12 protein-coding genes are annotated in these 15,022 nt (G+C 54.7%); 11 read left to right on the top strand and 1 reads right to left on the bottom strand.

What is annotated here, in order from left to right; all coding sequences use genetic code 11:
- The 11 genes from ACTHRH_RS24730 to ACTHRH_RS24780 all read left to right on the top strand — a co-directional run.
- Positions 1-227, top strand: a 227-nt coding sequence (locus ACTHRH_RS24730; RefSeq protein WP_440418108.1) for a hypothetical protein, incomplete at its 5' end; no start/stop codon positions are given.
- A gap of 248 nt (positions 228-475) precedes the next feature.
- Positions 476-1,252 carry an IclR family transcriptional regulator gene (locus ACTHRH_RS24735; protein WP_260982064.1) on the top strand — a complete coding sequence of 259 codons (777 nt, stop codon included), beginning with the start codon at positions 476-478 and terminating at the stop codon, positions 1,250-1,252.
- Between the two features lie 821 nt (positions 1,253-2,073).
- A complete protein-coding gene (locus ACTHRH_RS24740; RefSeq protein ID WP_440418110.1) occupies positions 2,074-2,832 on the top strand; it encodes an SDR family NAD(P)-dependent oxidoreductase in 759 nt (252 codons plus the stop codon).
- A 131-nt stretch (positions 2,833-2,963) separates the two neighbouring features.
- Entirely contained in the window at positions 2,964-4,283 is a 1,320-nt protein-coding gene (locus tag ACTHRH_RS24745; RefSeq protein WP_150959510.1) for an aspartate aminotransferase family protein, read from the top strand.
- Between the two features lie 14 nt (positions 4,284-4,297).
- Complete coding sequence (locus tag ACTHRH_RS24750; protein ID WP_144936393.1) at positions 4,298-5,989, top strand: N-acyl-D-amino-acid deacylase family protein; 1,692 nt, start codon at positions 4,298-4,300, stop codon at positions 5,987-5,989.
- Between the two features lies 1 nt (position 5,990).
- Positions 5,991-7,100 carry an alanine racemase gene (locus tag ACTHRH_RS24755; protein WP_144936396.1) on the top strand — a complete coding sequence of 370 codons (1,110 nt, stop codon included), beginning with the start codon at positions 5,991-5,993 and terminating at the stop codon, positions 7,098-7,100.
- Between the two features lie 15 nt (positions 7,101-7,115).
- On the top strand, positions 7,116-7,502 hold the full coding sequence (locus tag ACTHRH_RS24760) for a RidA family protein (RefSeq protein ID WP_144936399.1): 387 nt from the start codon (positions 7,116-7,118) through the stop codon (positions 7,500-7,502).
- Positions 7,503-7,505: 3 nt separating this feature from the next.
- On the top strand, positions 7,506-8,336 hold the full coding sequence (locus ACTHRH_RS24765; protein ID WP_144936402.1) for an SMP-30/gluconolactonase/LRE family protein: 831 nt from the start codon (positions 7,506-7,508) through the stop codon (positions 8,334-8,336).
- Between the two features lie 157 nt (positions 8,337-8,493).
- On the top strand, positions 8,494-9,615 hold the full coding sequence (locus tag ACTHRH_RS24770; RefSeq protein WP_144936405.1) for a glycerate kinase: 1,122 nt from the start codon (positions 8,494-8,496) through the stop codon (positions 9,613-9,615).
- Between the two features lie 3 nt (positions 9,616-9,618).
- Positions 9,619-11,256: a M81 family metallopeptidase gene (locus ACTHRH_RS24775; RefSeq protein WP_379286771.1), complete on the top strand. Its 1,638-nt coding sequence runs from the start codon at positions 9,619-9,621 to the stop codon at positions 11,254-11,256.
- Between the two features lie 491 nt (positions 11,257-11,747).
- Positions 11,748-13,361 carry an extracellular solute-binding protein gene (locus ACTHRH_RS24780; RefSeq protein ID WP_379286769.1) on the top strand — a complete coding sequence of 538 codons (1,614 nt, stop codon included), beginning with the start codon at positions 11,748-11,750 and terminating at the stop codon, positions 13,359-13,361.
- 610 nt (positions 13,362-13,971) lie between these two features.
- Here the strand turns inward: ACTHRH_RS24780 and ACTHRH_RS24785 are convergent.
- Complete coding sequence (locus ACTHRH_RS24785; RefSeq protein ID WP_379286767.1) at positions 13,972-14,802, bottom strand: SPL family radical SAM protein; 831 nt, start codon at positions 14,800-14,802, stop codon at positions 13,972-13,974.
- Between the last annotated feature and the right edge of the window lie 220 nt (positions 14,803-15,022).

The raw sequence follows: 15,022 nt of genomic DNA on the forward strand, positions 1-15,022 counted from the left end.
TCCAAAAAGAGAGGAATTGTATACATGGTTATTTTTTTATGGTGCGGACTCCGGAATTAGGGGGCCTAGCCGAAAGTGCACTAATTTTCGTATTCAACGGTCTGATCACCCTTAAAACGAGAAAAAGATGTATTTTTTCAGGCTTTGCATATGGATATGGAACAATATGGACAAAAGGCTGCAGATTTGCAGCTTTTAATTACCGGGCCCCGCATAGTACTGGATAAATCTAAGACAGGCTACAAATCCAAAGCCGCCAAGGGTTAACGCTGTGAAACTCAGGTGATCGCGGACAGACAGAATGACGCCTAGAGGAAAAGTAGACTCCACCCAGTTAGGGTGCGAACGGACTAACTTGGAAGGCCATATGTCACTTTGTGCGGTTATGTTTTGCCGCAAAGGACATTGAGTTCAGCCGGAAAACGGATTACAATATTTCTTGTATGAAAAATGATTTTCGAAATGGGGAAATGTTGTGAAAAAAGAAGAAAAGCCAGTCGTCGTCAAGTCGGCCGACCGGGTCCTCGATATCTTCGAGTTATTTGCGGAAGAGAAGGAGCCGATGAGCTTGATGGATATTTCGCGCAAGCTGGGGATGCCCGCGAGCAGCACCTACAAAATTTTGCAAAATTTGCAGGCAAGAGGCTACTTGGAAACCGACAAGCAGGAGAGAGCCTTCTATTTGGGCTACAAACTGTTTGAAATCGGCTCCAAGTATTTGCAGAACACCAGCCTGTCCGCCGAGTTCCATCAGGTGGCCCAGAAGATCGTCGACGACTTGAATGAATCCGTTTTCCTGGCGATTCGCGATGGGGGAAACATTCTGTACATAGCGGAGAAGCAAAGCTCCCACGCCGTCCGGTTCGTTTCGCACCTGGGAATGAAGCTGCCCCTGCACGCAACCGCCATGGGGAAGATGTTCCTGAGCTCATTGGATCAGGAAGAAATCCGCAAGCTGTATCCCGATGAAGAGCTGGGAGCCCTGACAAGCAGCACGATACACAGCTACCGGGATCTGCTCAGCCAGCTGGAGGAAATCCGTTCCGCCGGGCTGTCCTTCAGCCAGGGAGAAGCCGTTGAGGGGGTGCGTTGCGTAGCAGGACCAATCTATGATTCCTCGAAGCAGCTGGTAGCTTCCTTAAGCATCTCGATTCCATCCGCCCGGATGGACGATGAGCTGTGGAGCCGGGCGATCGAATGGGTCCGCCAAGCGTCCAGGGAGCTGAGCACGAAGCTGCAGTTCCAGCAGTAGGACCTTGTCGGGGGCGCGGAACCAATGACAGAATGGGTCCGCCAAGCGTCCAGGGAGCTGAGCACGAAGCTGCAGTTTCAGCAGTAGGACCATGTCGGGGGGCGCGAAACCACTGACCGGATGGACAATATGCGTGGGCCTTACACTGAGCCTGTTCGCGCTTGGTTACTCAACTTTCGCAGCTTAATTTCGGTAGATAAGCCTTGATGTACCTGATTCTAGAGTAATAGTGCACGTCTTTTTGGAGAAAAGTCGCCACATACCTGATTCTAGATCAATAATGCACGTCTTTGGAGCGATTTTTTGCGAAATGGCCCTATTTTGTGAAAAAGACCTGCACATTTGAGCGTCTTTCGCCTTCTTTTTGGAAAAAGGCACGATTTTAATGTATTTTTGCTCGTCTTTGTGATGTCTTCACCGGCCCGGATGAACGATCGCGTACAAAGAAGATGGTGACGGGTATCCCCTTGCTGTTTTCAAGTGTTGCAGCACTTTCAGTTCTTTGAAAGCCGGTATAATTTCATTTGGAAGTTGATTCGGCTGTACGATTTGCTCTATCATATAGAGGACACCTCTTCTTTATGGTAGTGATTGCTTGACACTCTCACTTTACCAAACGAAGTGGTGTTTTTCTATTTTTCAACTTTTGTATTTAATCCGCTGCTTTTTCAGTTGTATCATGCATTTAAGCCGATTTTCGCTCTGCGAAATTCGAGTTAGTTAGGTGAGAAACTGTATCGAATAAGGCGCAGGTACTTGTACCGGCGGCAATGAAGATTTCTCTATACCGTATCTATGGATCTGTGATGGGAGGGCGTAGGATGAAGCAGAGACAATTGGAAGGCAAAGTAATTTGGATCACGGGGGCTCTGGGGATGCTGGGGCAATCCGCTGTCACCCTGTTTCTCGAGAGAGGAGCGAAGGTGGCCGCAACGGATCTCTTGCCCCTGGAAGGCTGTCCGGAACTGAAGCAAACCGCTGAAAGTTATGGTGCTGATAGCTTCCTGTTCATGCAATCGGATGCCTGCAGCGAAAATGAGGTGCAGGAGGCCATTGCGCGAATAGAGGCGCATTTCGGCAGATTGGATGGGGTTTATCACAACTGCTACACGCATGTACGCAAGCCGGCATTAGAGCTCGCCCTGGATGAATGGGAAGCGACGATTCGCGGGACGCTGACAAGCACATTCCTCGTCAACAAGTACTCGCTGCCCCTTATGATCCGAAGCGGGGGAGGGTCCATCGTGAATACTTCCTCGATTCTGGGCCACCTTCCCCAGAAGACGTGCCTGGCTTATGGCGCAGCCAAAGCGGGGGTCAGCCAGATGACCCGGGTGATCGCCGTCGACTATGCGAAGGATGGAATTCGCGCCAATGCTCTTGTGCCGGGTGATTTTAATACCGAGCAGGCGTGGCAGGCAATGCCGGAGGTAACCCGGCAATTTATCCGGGATAATACTTTGCTGCGCAGAACCGGGCGACCGGAGGAAATTAACGAGGTGGGGGCTTTCCTGCTGTCGGATGCCGCCTCCTACGTAACAGGTTCTCTTTATACAGTAGATGGCGGGTATAGGATTTGATGATTCATAATTTTCTTAATGTAAAATAATTTTCTTGATAGAAAATGACCTCCGTGATACGATGAGCATAAATGGATAACATCCCCAAATAAGGGTGAGAAAATCGTATTCACTTAAGGAGGTTCAATCGTATGAAAACCGATAGATCCAGACAGATGCTGGCAGAAGCAAACCAATATTTGGCCGGAGGGGTGGCCAGCTCCCTGAGGGCGGCCATGAAGCCGACCCCGCTCTATGCAGCCGGCGGCAAGGGAGCGCGTGTATACGATGTAGACGGCAACGAGTACATCGATTATTTGCTGGCGTATGGTCCACTGATTCTCGGGCATTCGCATCCTTTGCTGAATGAGAAAGTATATCAAGCCATGCAGAAGGGCTATACCTTCGGGCTCCAGCATGAAGGCGAGATCGCCTTGGCCAAGCGGCTTACGGAGATTCTCCCCTGCGCGGATAAAGTCGTGTTCAGCGGCTCGGGAACCGAAGCGGTAATGATGGCGCTCAGGCTGGCGAGAGCCTATACGGGCCGGCAGAAGGTGGTCCGATTCCACGGGCATTACCATGGCTGGTCCGATGCGATCTTTACCTCTTTCCCGAGCGCGGATATGAAAAGCCAGGCGGCCGGGTCCGCAGCCGGGGAGGCGGTTCCGGGAACGGGAGGGCAGAGCGTCAACAGTCTGGAGGACGTCATTCTGCTGCCGTGGAACGAGCCCGATGTGCTGGAACGCACGCTGACGGAACGGCGGGAGGAGATTGCCGCCGTGATCACCGAACCGATCATGTGCAATTCCGGCTGCATTTCTCCCCGGGAGGGCTATCTGGAAGCGATGCGGAAGCTGACGGAACAATACGGCATCGTTCTGATCTTCGACGAGGTCATTACCGGCTTCCGCCTCGGTCTGGGAGGAGCCCATGAACGATTCGGCATCACTCCGGATTTGATGACGATGGGGAAGGCGCTGGCAGGCGGAATTGCGCTGAGTGCGGTGGCCGGCAAGAACGAGATTATGAACCTCGTCGCCGAAGGCCGGGTGGACCATCTCGGAACTTTAAACGGCAATACGGTATCGACCGCTGCGGCCATGGCGGTTCTGGATGAGCTCGGGCGCGACAACGGGGCGGCCTATCGGCAAATGGAGCGGATCGCCGGACAACTGGCGGAGGGAATTCGCTCCCTGATGAAGAAATATAATGTAAACGGCGTCGTTAATCAGCCGGGGCCTGTGTTTCATATGATGTTTACCGATCAGCAGGAAGTGGCGCATTTCGATCAGTTCGGCCGCCGGGATGCGGCGAAATACGGTCTTTTTGCCGAGCTGATGCTGGATGAGGGAATCCTGCTCCGCCCGAACGGGTTATGGTATGTATCTGCCGTACACGGGGATAAAGAAGCAGAAGAGACTTTAAAGGCGGTTGAGAACGTTTTCGCAAAACGTCCGGAATTTACTGCCTAGGAGAGGGGTTATGTATGGAGGCGGATATTGTCATTAAAAATGCAACGATTGTGGACGGAACCGGCGGCGACCGGTTTCGCGGATCGATTGCGATTAAGGATGGGAAGCTGGCCCGAATTAGCCGGCAGTCGAACCTAGAGGAATCAGCAGCAGACAGTCGGGAGGCTTGGGAGGGCGCCAGAGCCGCGAACGGCCCGGGAAGCTCAGATGTTAGCGGGCTCGGGCTGGAAGGGGTGGAATCGGCCCGGGAAGTGATTGACGCCCAAGGAATGATCGCGGCGCCGGGCTTCATCGATACTCATGTGCATTCCGACCTTATGCTGCTGTGGGACCGCCAGCATGCATCCGGTTTGGCACAGGGCATAACTACGGAGGTGTTGGGGCAGGACGGGTTGTCGTATGCTCCGCTCAGCAGGGAGAATTTGCTGATGAATTACAAGTTCCTGGCGGGCTTGAACGGGGCGCCCGATATTCCGCTTGATTGGTCTTCGGTGCGGGAATACCGGATGAAGTTCGACCGAACGGTTGCCATCAACACGGCGTATCAGGTTCCCCATGGCGCCCTGCGGCTGGAGACCTTGGGAATGCGCGATTTGCCGCTGACCGGCCAGCATCTGGCCAAGGCCAAGCAGCTTCTCGATCAAGGGTTGAAGGAAGGAGCGGTCGCCTTCTCCACCGGTTTGAGCTATTATCCATGTTCATATTCCGACACGGAAGAAATGGTGGAATTATGCAAGGTAGCGGCGGCGAACGACAGTGTCTATGTAACCCACTATCGGACGGTATTCCGCGGCGAGCCGATAGACCCGGTGCTGGAATCGATTGAGATTGCCGAGCGTTCGGGGGTGAAGCTGCACTTCTCCCATTACCGGACGAACCTGGAGAAGGCGGGCCAAGTGCAGCAAGTAATGGCGGCGATCGATGCTGCGTATGAGCGGGGAGTCGATCTGACGCTGGAGCTGTATCCTTATCCGTCCGGAAGCGGATATGTGGTGATTTGGCTGCCGCTGTGGTGCTTCGAAGGAGGCTTCGACGCCATTCTCGAGCGGCTGGCGGACCCGAAGCTTCGTCCGCGTTTTATAGAAGGGATGGAGCAGAATACGATTCCGCTGCGCGGATACTTCACGAATCTGCCTAACCATCCGCAATATGTCGGGCGAAGCTTCCGCGAAGTCGCCGAGGAGAGGGGGCAATCGGTCCCCGACATGCTGTGCGACCTGCTGCTGGCGGAGAAGCTTCAGGTAGGCTATCACGATTCTCCGGAATGGATGTTCGAGGAGGCCAGCCAGGAAGCTTGGGACCGCTTCAACCGGGATTGCCTGGAGCTGCTGTCGCGGCCCTATTATATGGTAGGCTCGGACGGAATTCCGCTCGGGAAGAACCCGCATCCGAGGGCATTCGGAACCTTCCCGCGCCTGTTAAGGTTCTGCCGGGAGTATGATTTCAGGCTGGAAACGCTCGTCAACCGGATGACGAAGGTGCCCGCAGACCGTTTCGGCCTGGCCGACCGCGGAGTATTAAAGGAAGGCTATGCGGCCGATCTTGTTATTTTCGACGAGCGGAGGGTGACGGATACGGCGACTTACCAGCAGTCGCGCAGCGGCCCGGTTGGCATTCCTTATGTATTGGTCAATGGCGAGGTAGCCGTTCGCGGAGAGCAGGTCACCGGAGTGTTCGCCGGCAGAGCATTGGAAAGGGGACGATAACATGACAGATTTCCATCCTATTCCGTTAGAGGAAATCGAGACGCCCGCCGTGCTGGTTGATCTGGATGTGCTGGACCGGAATTTGCGGGACAAGGCGCGGTTAGCTGCAGAGGCCGGAGTCAAGCTGCGGCCGCATACGAAGACGCACAAGTCGGTCTGGATTGCCCAGCAGCAGATCAAGTACGGCGCTTGCGGGATTACGGTAGCCAAATTAGGCGAAGCCGAGGTGATGGTCGAGGGAGGAATCCGCGACATCCTGATCGCCTTTCCGATCGTCGGCAAGAAGAAGCTCCAGAGGCTGGCGAAGCTGCTGGAGACCGCGGATATTAAGGTGAGCGTCGACCATATCGATGTAGCCCGGGGGCTTTCCGAATTGGGGGAAGCGATGAAGCGGAGAATTCCGCTGTATGTTGATGTGAATACCGGCTTGAATCGCTGCGGATTGGAGCCCGGTGAGGAAACCGGCGAGCTGGTGAAGCAAATTGCCCAGCTTCCCGGGGTCGAGGTAAGAGCGCTCATGACGCACGGGGGCTATTCCTACAGCAAAACCACCGCAGAGGACTTGCGCGCTGCCGCAAGACAGGAGGCGGAGCTGCTGGTGCAGACCAAGGAGTGGCTCGCGCAGGAAGGCATCGATGTCCCGGAAATCAGCGTCGGCTCCACGCCAACTTCGGTCTATGTCGGGGAACAAACCGGCGTGACGGAAATACGCCCCGGCTCCTATGTATTCGGAGACGGCACTCAGCTGTCGACCGGAATTATCGATGAATCCGGCTGCGCCATGAGTGTCATGACGACGGTCGTCAGCGCGCCTCGTCCCGGAACGGTCATCGTCGACGGAGGCTCCAAAACCTTCAGCGGCGATACCAATCCGCACCGCCCGGGATATGGAATCGTTAAGGGGAATCCCGGCGTTTATCTCGAAAGATTAAGCGAGGAGCACGGCAATGTGCGGGTCCCGGATGAAGCCGTTTATGAAATCGGGCAGCGCCTTTTCTTCATCCCGAACCATTGCTGCACCACGACCAATATGCATGACCGGGTGTACGGCCTGCGGAACGGCAGGGTCGAATCGATTCTGACGATCGACGCCCGCGGCAAAATTACTTAACAGGAGTGATCATTTATGTCGAAAACAATTCATGTCTCTAAAGCTCCCCAGTTTCCGCTTCCTTTCTCCCATGCGGTTAAAGCGGGGGACTTCGTGTATGTATCCGGACAGGTAGGGGTAGACCCGGAAACGCTGGAATTGGCGGGGGAGACGATTGAAGAGCAGACCGCCCGCTGCATTCGCAATGTGGAGCTGATTTTGCAGGAGGCCGGGCTGACGCTGGACCACGTGATCAAAGCGAATGTGCATCTGAGCGATGGGAATCTGATTCCTGCATTTAATGAAGTATATGCACAGATGTTCCAGGCTCCGTACCCTACCCGTACGACGGTGGTCAGCGGTATCGGGAAATATTTAATCGAAATGGATGTTATCGCATACGCCCCTTCGAAAAGGAGCTAAGAGATGGAGCTTTATATCAGCAAGGAGCTAACCGCCCGCCATTCCTTTACCAGCGGGATTGAGGGTCCGGCTTGCGATCGCGAAGGCCGGATTTATGCCGTTAATTATGAGCGGCAGCATACGATTGGCCGGGTGAAGCCTAATGGTGAAGGAGAGGTTTTCCTTGAGCTGCCGGGCGGCAGTATCGGGAACGGGATCCGGTTTGACCGTGAAGGAACGATGTACATTGCTGATTATGTCCATCACCATATTTTCAAAGTCGATATGACGACGAAAAAGCTGACGGTCCATGCTCAGGAGCCCCGGATGAATCAGCCCAACGACATAGCGATTTCCCGGAGCGGCATCCTCTTCGCCAGCGATCCGAATTGGCCGGAGCAGACGGGCCAGTTGTGGCGGATCGACCCGGACGGGAGCGTCGTGCTGCTGGAGGCAGGCATGGGGACGACGAATGGAATCGAGGTCAGCCCCGACGAGCGGGTGCTGTATGTGAACGAGTCCGTGCAGAGGACCGTATGGGCGTATGATCTGAATGAAGCCGGGGAGGTCAGCGGCAAAAGGCTGTTCTTCCAGTTCCCCGATTACGGGCTGGACGGAATGCGCTGCGATATGGACGGCAATCTATATGTCACCCGCCATGGCAAAGGAACCGTAGCCAAGCTGAGCCCGGCAGGCGAATTGCTGCTCGAGGTGAAGCTGGCGGGCACCGATTGCACCAATTTGACCTTCGGCGGGCCGGATGGTCGGCAGTGCTACGTTACCGTCGCGGACACCGGCAACATCCAGACCTTCACGGTGGAGACACCGGGAAGGTGCTGGGGCATGTGGGGGTAGCGCGGTGCTTCCGTGGCCGCGGCCCCGCAGCTCGCGCGGCGTAGCCAGTAGCCCGCAGCGTTAGATCGTTCGGGCAGATGCTTTCAAAGACCTGCACTTCTGCACGTTCTGGCAGGCTTTACATTCACGTGTTATATAACGGAAAGGGAGTTACCGCATGCGATTTATCGTTGCCCCGGATTCGTTCAAAGGCAGTATGAGCTCGCTGGAAGCCGGAGACACCATCCGCAGGGCGATTCTCCGGGAGATGCCCGATGCGGCGGTTCACGTGATTCCTATCGCGGATGGCGGGGAAGGTACCGTCGAAGCCTTGCTTCACAGCACCGGTGGCGAGCGGATCGAGCTTCAGTTGCGGGGGCCTTACGGGGAGCCTGTCTCCGCTTTTTACGGAAGAATAGGAGACGGGCAGACGGCCGTCATCGAGGTTGCCGCCGTGGTCGGCCTGCCTTTCGTTCCGGCGGATAGAAGGAATCCGCTCCAATCGACATCCTACGGCGTAGGTGAATGTATCCTGCATGCGCTCGAAGGCGGTGTTCGCCGGTTTATTATCGGGCTGGGAGGGAGTGCTACGAACGATGGCGGAATAGGGATGCTTCGCGCCCTTGGGGTAAAATGTCTGGATGCGGCAGACCAGCCGATCCCGCCTATAGCGGCCAACCTGAATCAGGTCAGCACCGTCGATTTCAGCGGCCTGCACCCGCTGCTGGCGGAGGCGGAGTTTCGCATAGCCTGCGACGTGGACAATCCGCTATGCGGTCCGGACGGAGCCTCAGCCGTGTTCGGTCCGCAGAAGGGAGCCGCTCCGGCACAAGTGGAGGAGCTGGACCGGGGGATGCGAGTCTATGCGCAGGCCGTGGAAGAAAGCTTGGGACGGCCCGGGCTGCAGAATGCTGCCGGTGCCGGCGCAGCCGGCGGCTTAGGGTTTGCTCTGTTGGCCCTTGGCGGAAAGATGCAATCCGGGGCCCAATTAATTGCTGAGACGGCCCAAATCGAGGCATTACTGGCCGATGCCGATTGGCTGTTCGTTGGAGAGGGGCGGACGGATGAGCAGACGCTGCATGGCAAGGCACCGTTCTATCTGGCCTCACTGGCCAAACGGTATGGAGTGAAGACGGTGCTGCTGTCGGGCAGCCTGGGCGATCATCTGGATGAGCTGTACTCCGCTTTTGACAGTATGCATTCGATTGTCAACCGTCCGATGACGCTGGAGCAGGCCATGACCCATGCTGAAGAATTGCTGTTCAATGCCGCCCGCAATATAGTTCGGCTTTGGAAGTGAGGCGTGGGTTCTGACGACCGCCATGGAGTGCCGCATACGCGCCGGGAAGAGACGGGAGTTGAAGAAAACAGACGCTTCCTGATGGCCGGAGAAACCGGAAATATACCGGGCTCTTATTATTATGGAGAGACCGATGATTATGCAAAGCCGACGGAGGCAGGAAAAAAAGGAGGATGTCATGTGAAAATCGGGGTCATTGGCATGTTTCACGAAACAAATTCCTTCGCGCCGGGCCGGACGGAGCGGCATCACTTTCTGAACGAGTGGGTGGCGGGAACGCAGTCTTATCGGGAACGCTACGAGAATACCCGCACGTCCATGGGGGGAGTGATCGATGGAGCGAAGGAGCTGCAGGCGGAGCTGATCGCCGGTGCTTACGTCGCGGCCACCCCAAGCGGCATGGTTACGGCGGAGTGCTTCGAGGAGCTGGCGGGGGAAGTGCTCCGGTCGATTCCGGAGGGTGTGGATGGCCTTATTGTTATACTGCACGGCGCGATGGTCTCCGAAGCCTGTCGGGACGTAGAAGGAGAGCTGCTGAGACGGGTCCGGGACAGAGTGGGGCGGGAGCTTCCGATCGCCATCACGCTGGATCTGCATGCCAACATCAGTCCGCAGATGGTCGAGCATGCCGATATTCTCATCGGCTACGATACCTACCCGCATGTGGATGCTTATGAGCGGGCGGTAGAGGCGACCCGGCTGCTCGGACGGATGATCCGGTCGGAAATTCGGCCTGTTCATGCATATAAGCATTCCCGTCTGTTGGTCGCGCCCCAGGCGATGGTGACTCATGAGGGGTTCATGAAGGAGCTTATGGAGGCGGCTTTCGAACTGGAGAAGGACCGACGGGTGCTCAATGTGACGGTGGCCGGCGGGTTTCCGTACAGCGATGTCGAGGACGCCGGACTGACCTTCGTTGTCACGACAGACAACGACCCGGCCTGGGCCGGGCAGTGCGCGGAGAAGCTCTGCCGGCTGGCGCAGGAGCGGCGAGAGGAATTCGCCGTGGAAGGCTATCCTGCGGAGGAAAGCATTCGGCAAGCCATCCGGCTAGAGGCCAAGGGCCCGGTCATCCTGATTGAAGGCTCGGACAATGTGGGCGGCGGGGCACCGGGAGACGCGACTCATCTGCTGCGGCATCTGCTCGATACACCGGCGAAGAGCCTGATGGTTATCTGCGACGCGGAAGCGGTCGGTCTGGCCCTGCGAGCGGGAGTCGGCGGTTCCTTCGAAGCGGCGGTCGGCGGAAAGAGTGATTCATTCCATGGCGATCCGGTTCCGGTCCAAGGCAAAGTCCGGCTGTTGTTTGACGGCAAATACCGTCATATCGGCTCCTATATGACCGGGCAATGGGCTGACATGGGACGCACGGCAGTGATCGAAACAAGGAATGTCACTCTTGTCTTGACGGAGCAAAGAGTCGCCCCTTGGGATCCGGGCCATGTTGCTTCGATCGGTCTGAATCCGGCGGATTTCGACTTGATCGCCGTGAAATCCGCCGTCGCCTGGCAGACAGCCTTCGGCTCGTACGCAGCCGGAACCGTGCAGGTGGATACCCCGGGCTGCTGCGGCTTTAATCTGCGGCACTTTACCTATCAATATCTGCAGCGTCCAATATATCCATTGGATTCAGAGATATAAACTTATAGGGTTAGAGGCCTTGGGGCTCAGCGCCCGGGGCCTTTTATTTGTAAAACCGGGGCTCCCCGCAAAGTATAAACGCGCCTTCCAAAGGATGGCGATAGCCGTTTATCCTTTAGCTGCAATCCGCATGTTTGATGCCTATAATCACAGTACCAAACGGCGGATTGTAAATCGCCCGGGAGATGGTTCCAGTGCCTCTTGACGACCGAGCGGTTATTGCCTACAATTTATTTGCGCAATATTCAGAATATTGAATCATAAAATAACGCCTTTGTTGCCATGAAATTAAAGAAGCTAGGGGGGATGCGTGACTCTTTACGCTTGTCGAAAGACGAATATTTTTCAGGTAATTATGTAATCGCTTACTTTATGTCGAAAAATAGGAACCTGTTCAGCCCGCTGTCCTGAAGATGATGAAGTCTGCGAGGAAAGTCCGTATCAGGAAGAAGCCTGCTAAGCTGAATCGACGATTCCAAAGGGAGGCGTATATGGTTAGAAAAAGAAGATTGATGAAGAGCACCGGGATGGTTGTCCTCACGGGCACTTTGCTTGCGGGGTGCGGAGGAGGGGGAGGGGCGGTTAGAGACGAAAGCGTGCTGGAGAATTTGAACCCCTCCGGAATGCCCATAGTTAAGGAAAAGATAACGATGAAGGGGTTCGCCGGCAAATTCTTCGCCTCTGCGGATTGGAGCAATCTGATGCTGTGGCAGGAATACGAAAAAATGACGAATATCCACATGGAATGGGAGACTGTGCAGGTCGATACGTTGGCGGAGAAGCGCAATCTCCTGTTGGCCGGAGGGGATTATCCGGAGATATTGTACGCTACGGCGGTAGGTAAGGCGGATTTGATCCGGTATGGCGGGGAAGGGGTGTTCATTCCGCTTAACGACCTGATTGAGAAGTATGCCCCCAATTTCAAGAAGCTGATGGACGATTACCCCGTCGTCAAGAAAGGGATTACGATGCCGGACGGGAATATTTACTCTTTCCCCACCATTCGCGATCCGGAATTCATGTCCGTGCGGACCCGTACGCCCTGGATGAAGAAGGAGTGGCTGGATAAGTTGGGGCTTCAGGAGCCGACGACTCCGGATGAATTTTATCATGTTCTGAAACAGATCAAGGAGGGAGACCCGAACGGAAATGGCCAGGCGGATGAAATTCCTTATGGGGCCGTAGGTATTACCCAGCTATTGGACTTTCTGAAAGGTTCGTACGGGCTGAACACTCATGGAACCGCGAACGGGCATGTGGATGAAGACCCGGAGACGAAGAAGCTGCGTTTTATCCCGGCGCATCCCCGTTATAAGGAAATTCTGGAGTTCGCCAACAAGCTGTACGGCGAAGGATTGATAGATAAGGAAATCTTTTCGATAAAAACGGCGGAGTTCACGGCCCGGGCATCGGAAGGGGTTTACGGGTTCGTTTCGAACGTGAATCCGGAGTCCATTTTCAACCAGAAGGGCTATATCGGAATGCCTGTGCTCAAAGGGCCACACGGGGATCAGAAAAATACGGCCATCGGCTCACCGCTGGGTAACCTGGGCCAGTTCATCATCACCGACAAAAACCAGAACCCGGAGGCCGCAGTTCGCTGGCTTGATTTCTTCTACAGCGACGAGGGAGCGAAGATGTTCTTCATGGGCTTCAAGGATATCACCTATAAAGAAATGCCGAACGGAGAGGTCGAATATACAGACGAAATTATCAACAATCCGAAAGGGCTTAATCTGGACCAGGCGGTCAGCCAGTATTTGATCTGGCCGGGGGGCTATTATCCCGGTATTATTAAGCAGAAGTTTTTCAAAGGGGCGGAAGGACGCCCGTCCTCGATAGAAAATACGCAGAAAGCCATGCCTTATACGCTTAAAGACGAGGAAATCTGGCCTGCTTTTAACTTTACGTCGGAGGAGCAGGATGAGCTGACTACCATTCAATCCGATCTTCACGTGTTTATTGACGAAATGAGGGATAAATTCATTTCCGGCGCCGCACCGTTCTCGCAATGGGACGATTACGTCAAGAACATGGAAAAGATGGGGCTCGACCGGTATATGGCCATTTACGAAGCCGCTTATAAGCGCTACCAGGAGCAGTAAGCAGGCGGATGGCGTATCTGATCGATGCGAAAAAAGCTGGAACCGAGCTGACGATTCGAGTCGATGTGAAGGATTGCAAAAGGAACCGTTCGAGGATATCGGACGGTTTTTTATGTTTTTGATTGGAGGATAGGTTGCTTGACAGGTTCCCTCAAAAGAACAGAGGTCCCGTCCCTATAGAAGCTGGCTGTGATTAAAAGGCTCTTAGCCGGTAAACAATGGATACTATCGGCTGTGCAGCTAAAAGCCTGTCTCCCTTGTCGGGGGCTCACCCTTCTGTGCCGCCGGAGCATATACTACGGCAAAGGGGCGATGCAGAATGGAAGATAGAGAGACGGGACTCACCGGTTTGTTCTGGGGCGTGCTGTTCAGTATCCCGCTGTGGATGTCCATTTTCGGCTGGGTGCTCATCCTTCGTGATTGGTTGTTTTGATGGAGACTTCTTGCCGGGAAATTTAGAAAGAAATCTTCCTTGAAAAATGATAAGCTGCAAGCTTGTAGCAATAAACCGATTTCAGAAGAATGCTTATTTGGAGGGGATATTTTCAACCATCACGCAGATATCTGAAAAAGACGGAAGCTGATCGCTGTCTTGTCTTTCCCTTTCCGGTTAAAAAGGCATGAAGCCATCTCGGCTGATCTTAAGCTGCTCCGGAGCGAATACGACTCCCATGGCATTGGCCACTTGCAAATAAGCCTCAGGATGATACCAGTCCTCGTATCCCATTCCTTCGTACAGGGAGCGCAAACCAAGCTGCTTCGTCCGTTTGCCCCCGCTGCCGTCCCCCATGAAATAATCATCGATGCATACTCTATCTGTAGCTGCTTTCAACAAAGAGGGGAACTTGTCGCTGGAGGGCAGGACAGGGGCTACCGCCGCTTGGGTGGGAAGGCCGGCCTCCGTCAGCTCCCGCAGCGCTTTAAGCCTCGCCTGGATCGGCGGCGCGTAGGGCGAGAAAACTTTGCGCACTTGGTCGAGATCCGTCTCTATCGTTACGCTGATCCGAATTTTGTCCCGCAATTTCTCGAACAAATCGATATCCCTCGTCACCAGCGGACTGCGGGTCTGCACGAACAGGAAGTCCGGCTGCGCCTCCGCCTCTTCCGTCATCGCCTCCAGCAGCGAACGAGTGACCTTCTCTTTATACTCCACAGGCTGATACGGGTCTGTACTGGAGGACATGAAGATCGTAACCGGGCCTTTGCGCTTGGCATTGCGCAGTTCCTTCAGGAGCTGTTCCCGGGCACCGCTTTTGATATCGACCCAGGTCCCCCACTCCTGATCACGAAACAAGCCGACGGGCATCCTCCGGACATAGCAGTAGGAACAGGCAAAGGAACAGCCGGTATAAGGGTTCAACGTATGCGAATACCCCTGCAGAAAGCCGCTCCCCGGATTCAACAGTTTCCCGGGTTTTTTATATTCCAGGCTGATCTTCATGTGGATCCTCCTTCTGGTTCTTAGCAATCCATATACTATATTAAAAAGGTTGTTAAACAGTCCTGTAGAAATATGGGCGACGCGCTCGAGTTGCTTCGAAGAGCTGGCAAAAGCTCCACGGCCCCCTAACGAAACTGGAGTCTTACCCTACAATATATTATTGTATTTCTTAGGGAGGCGACCAGTATGAGACGATCCAATAAATTGTATGAAGAAGTTC

Source organism: Paenibacillus sp. SAFN-117 (genome assembly GCF_051966115.1).
Lineage (GTDB): Bacteria > Bacillota > Bacilli > Paenibacillales > NBRC-103111 > Paenibacillus_L > Paenibacillus_L residui.

Bases quoted from the DNA above. Each gene is read 5' to 3' on its own strand.
- ACTHRH_RS24740 (WP_440418110.1), top strand. From the start codon at position 2,074: ATGAAGCAGAGACAATTGGAAGGCAAAGTAATTTGGATCACGGGGGCT.
- ACTHRH_RS24745 (WP_150959510.1), top strand. From the start codon at position 2,964: ATGAAAACCGATAGATCCAGACAGATGCTGGCAGAAGCAAACCAATAT.
- ACTHRH_RS24750 (WP_144936393.1), top strand. From the start codon at position 4,298: ATGGAGGCGGATATTGTCATTAAAAATGCAACGATTGTGGACGGAACC.
- ACTHRH_RS24755 (WP_144936396.1), top strand. From the start codon at position 5,991: ATGACAGATTTCCATCCTATTCCGTTAGAGGAAATCGAGACGCCCGCC.
- ACTHRH_RS24760 (WP_144936399.1), top strand. From the start codon at position 7,116: ATGTCGAAAACAATTCATGTCTCTAAAGCTCCCCAGTTTCCGCTTCCT.
- ACTHRH_RS24765 (WP_144936402.1), top strand. From the start codon at position 7,506: ATGGAGCTTTATATCAGCAAGGAGCTAACCGCCCGCCATTCCTTTACC.
- ACTHRH_RS24770 (WP_144936405.1), top strand. From the start codon at position 8,494: ATGCGATTTATCGTTGCCCCGGATTCGTTCAAAGGCAGTATGAGCTCG.
- ACTHRH_RS24780 (WP_379286769.1), top strand. From the start codon at position 11,748: ATGGTTAGAAAAAGAAGATTGATGAAGAGCACCGGGATGGTTGTCCTC.
- ACTHRH_RS24785 (WP_379286767.1), bottom strand. From the start codon at position 14,802: ATGAAGATCAGCCTGGAATATAAAAAACCCGGGAAACTGTTGAATCCG.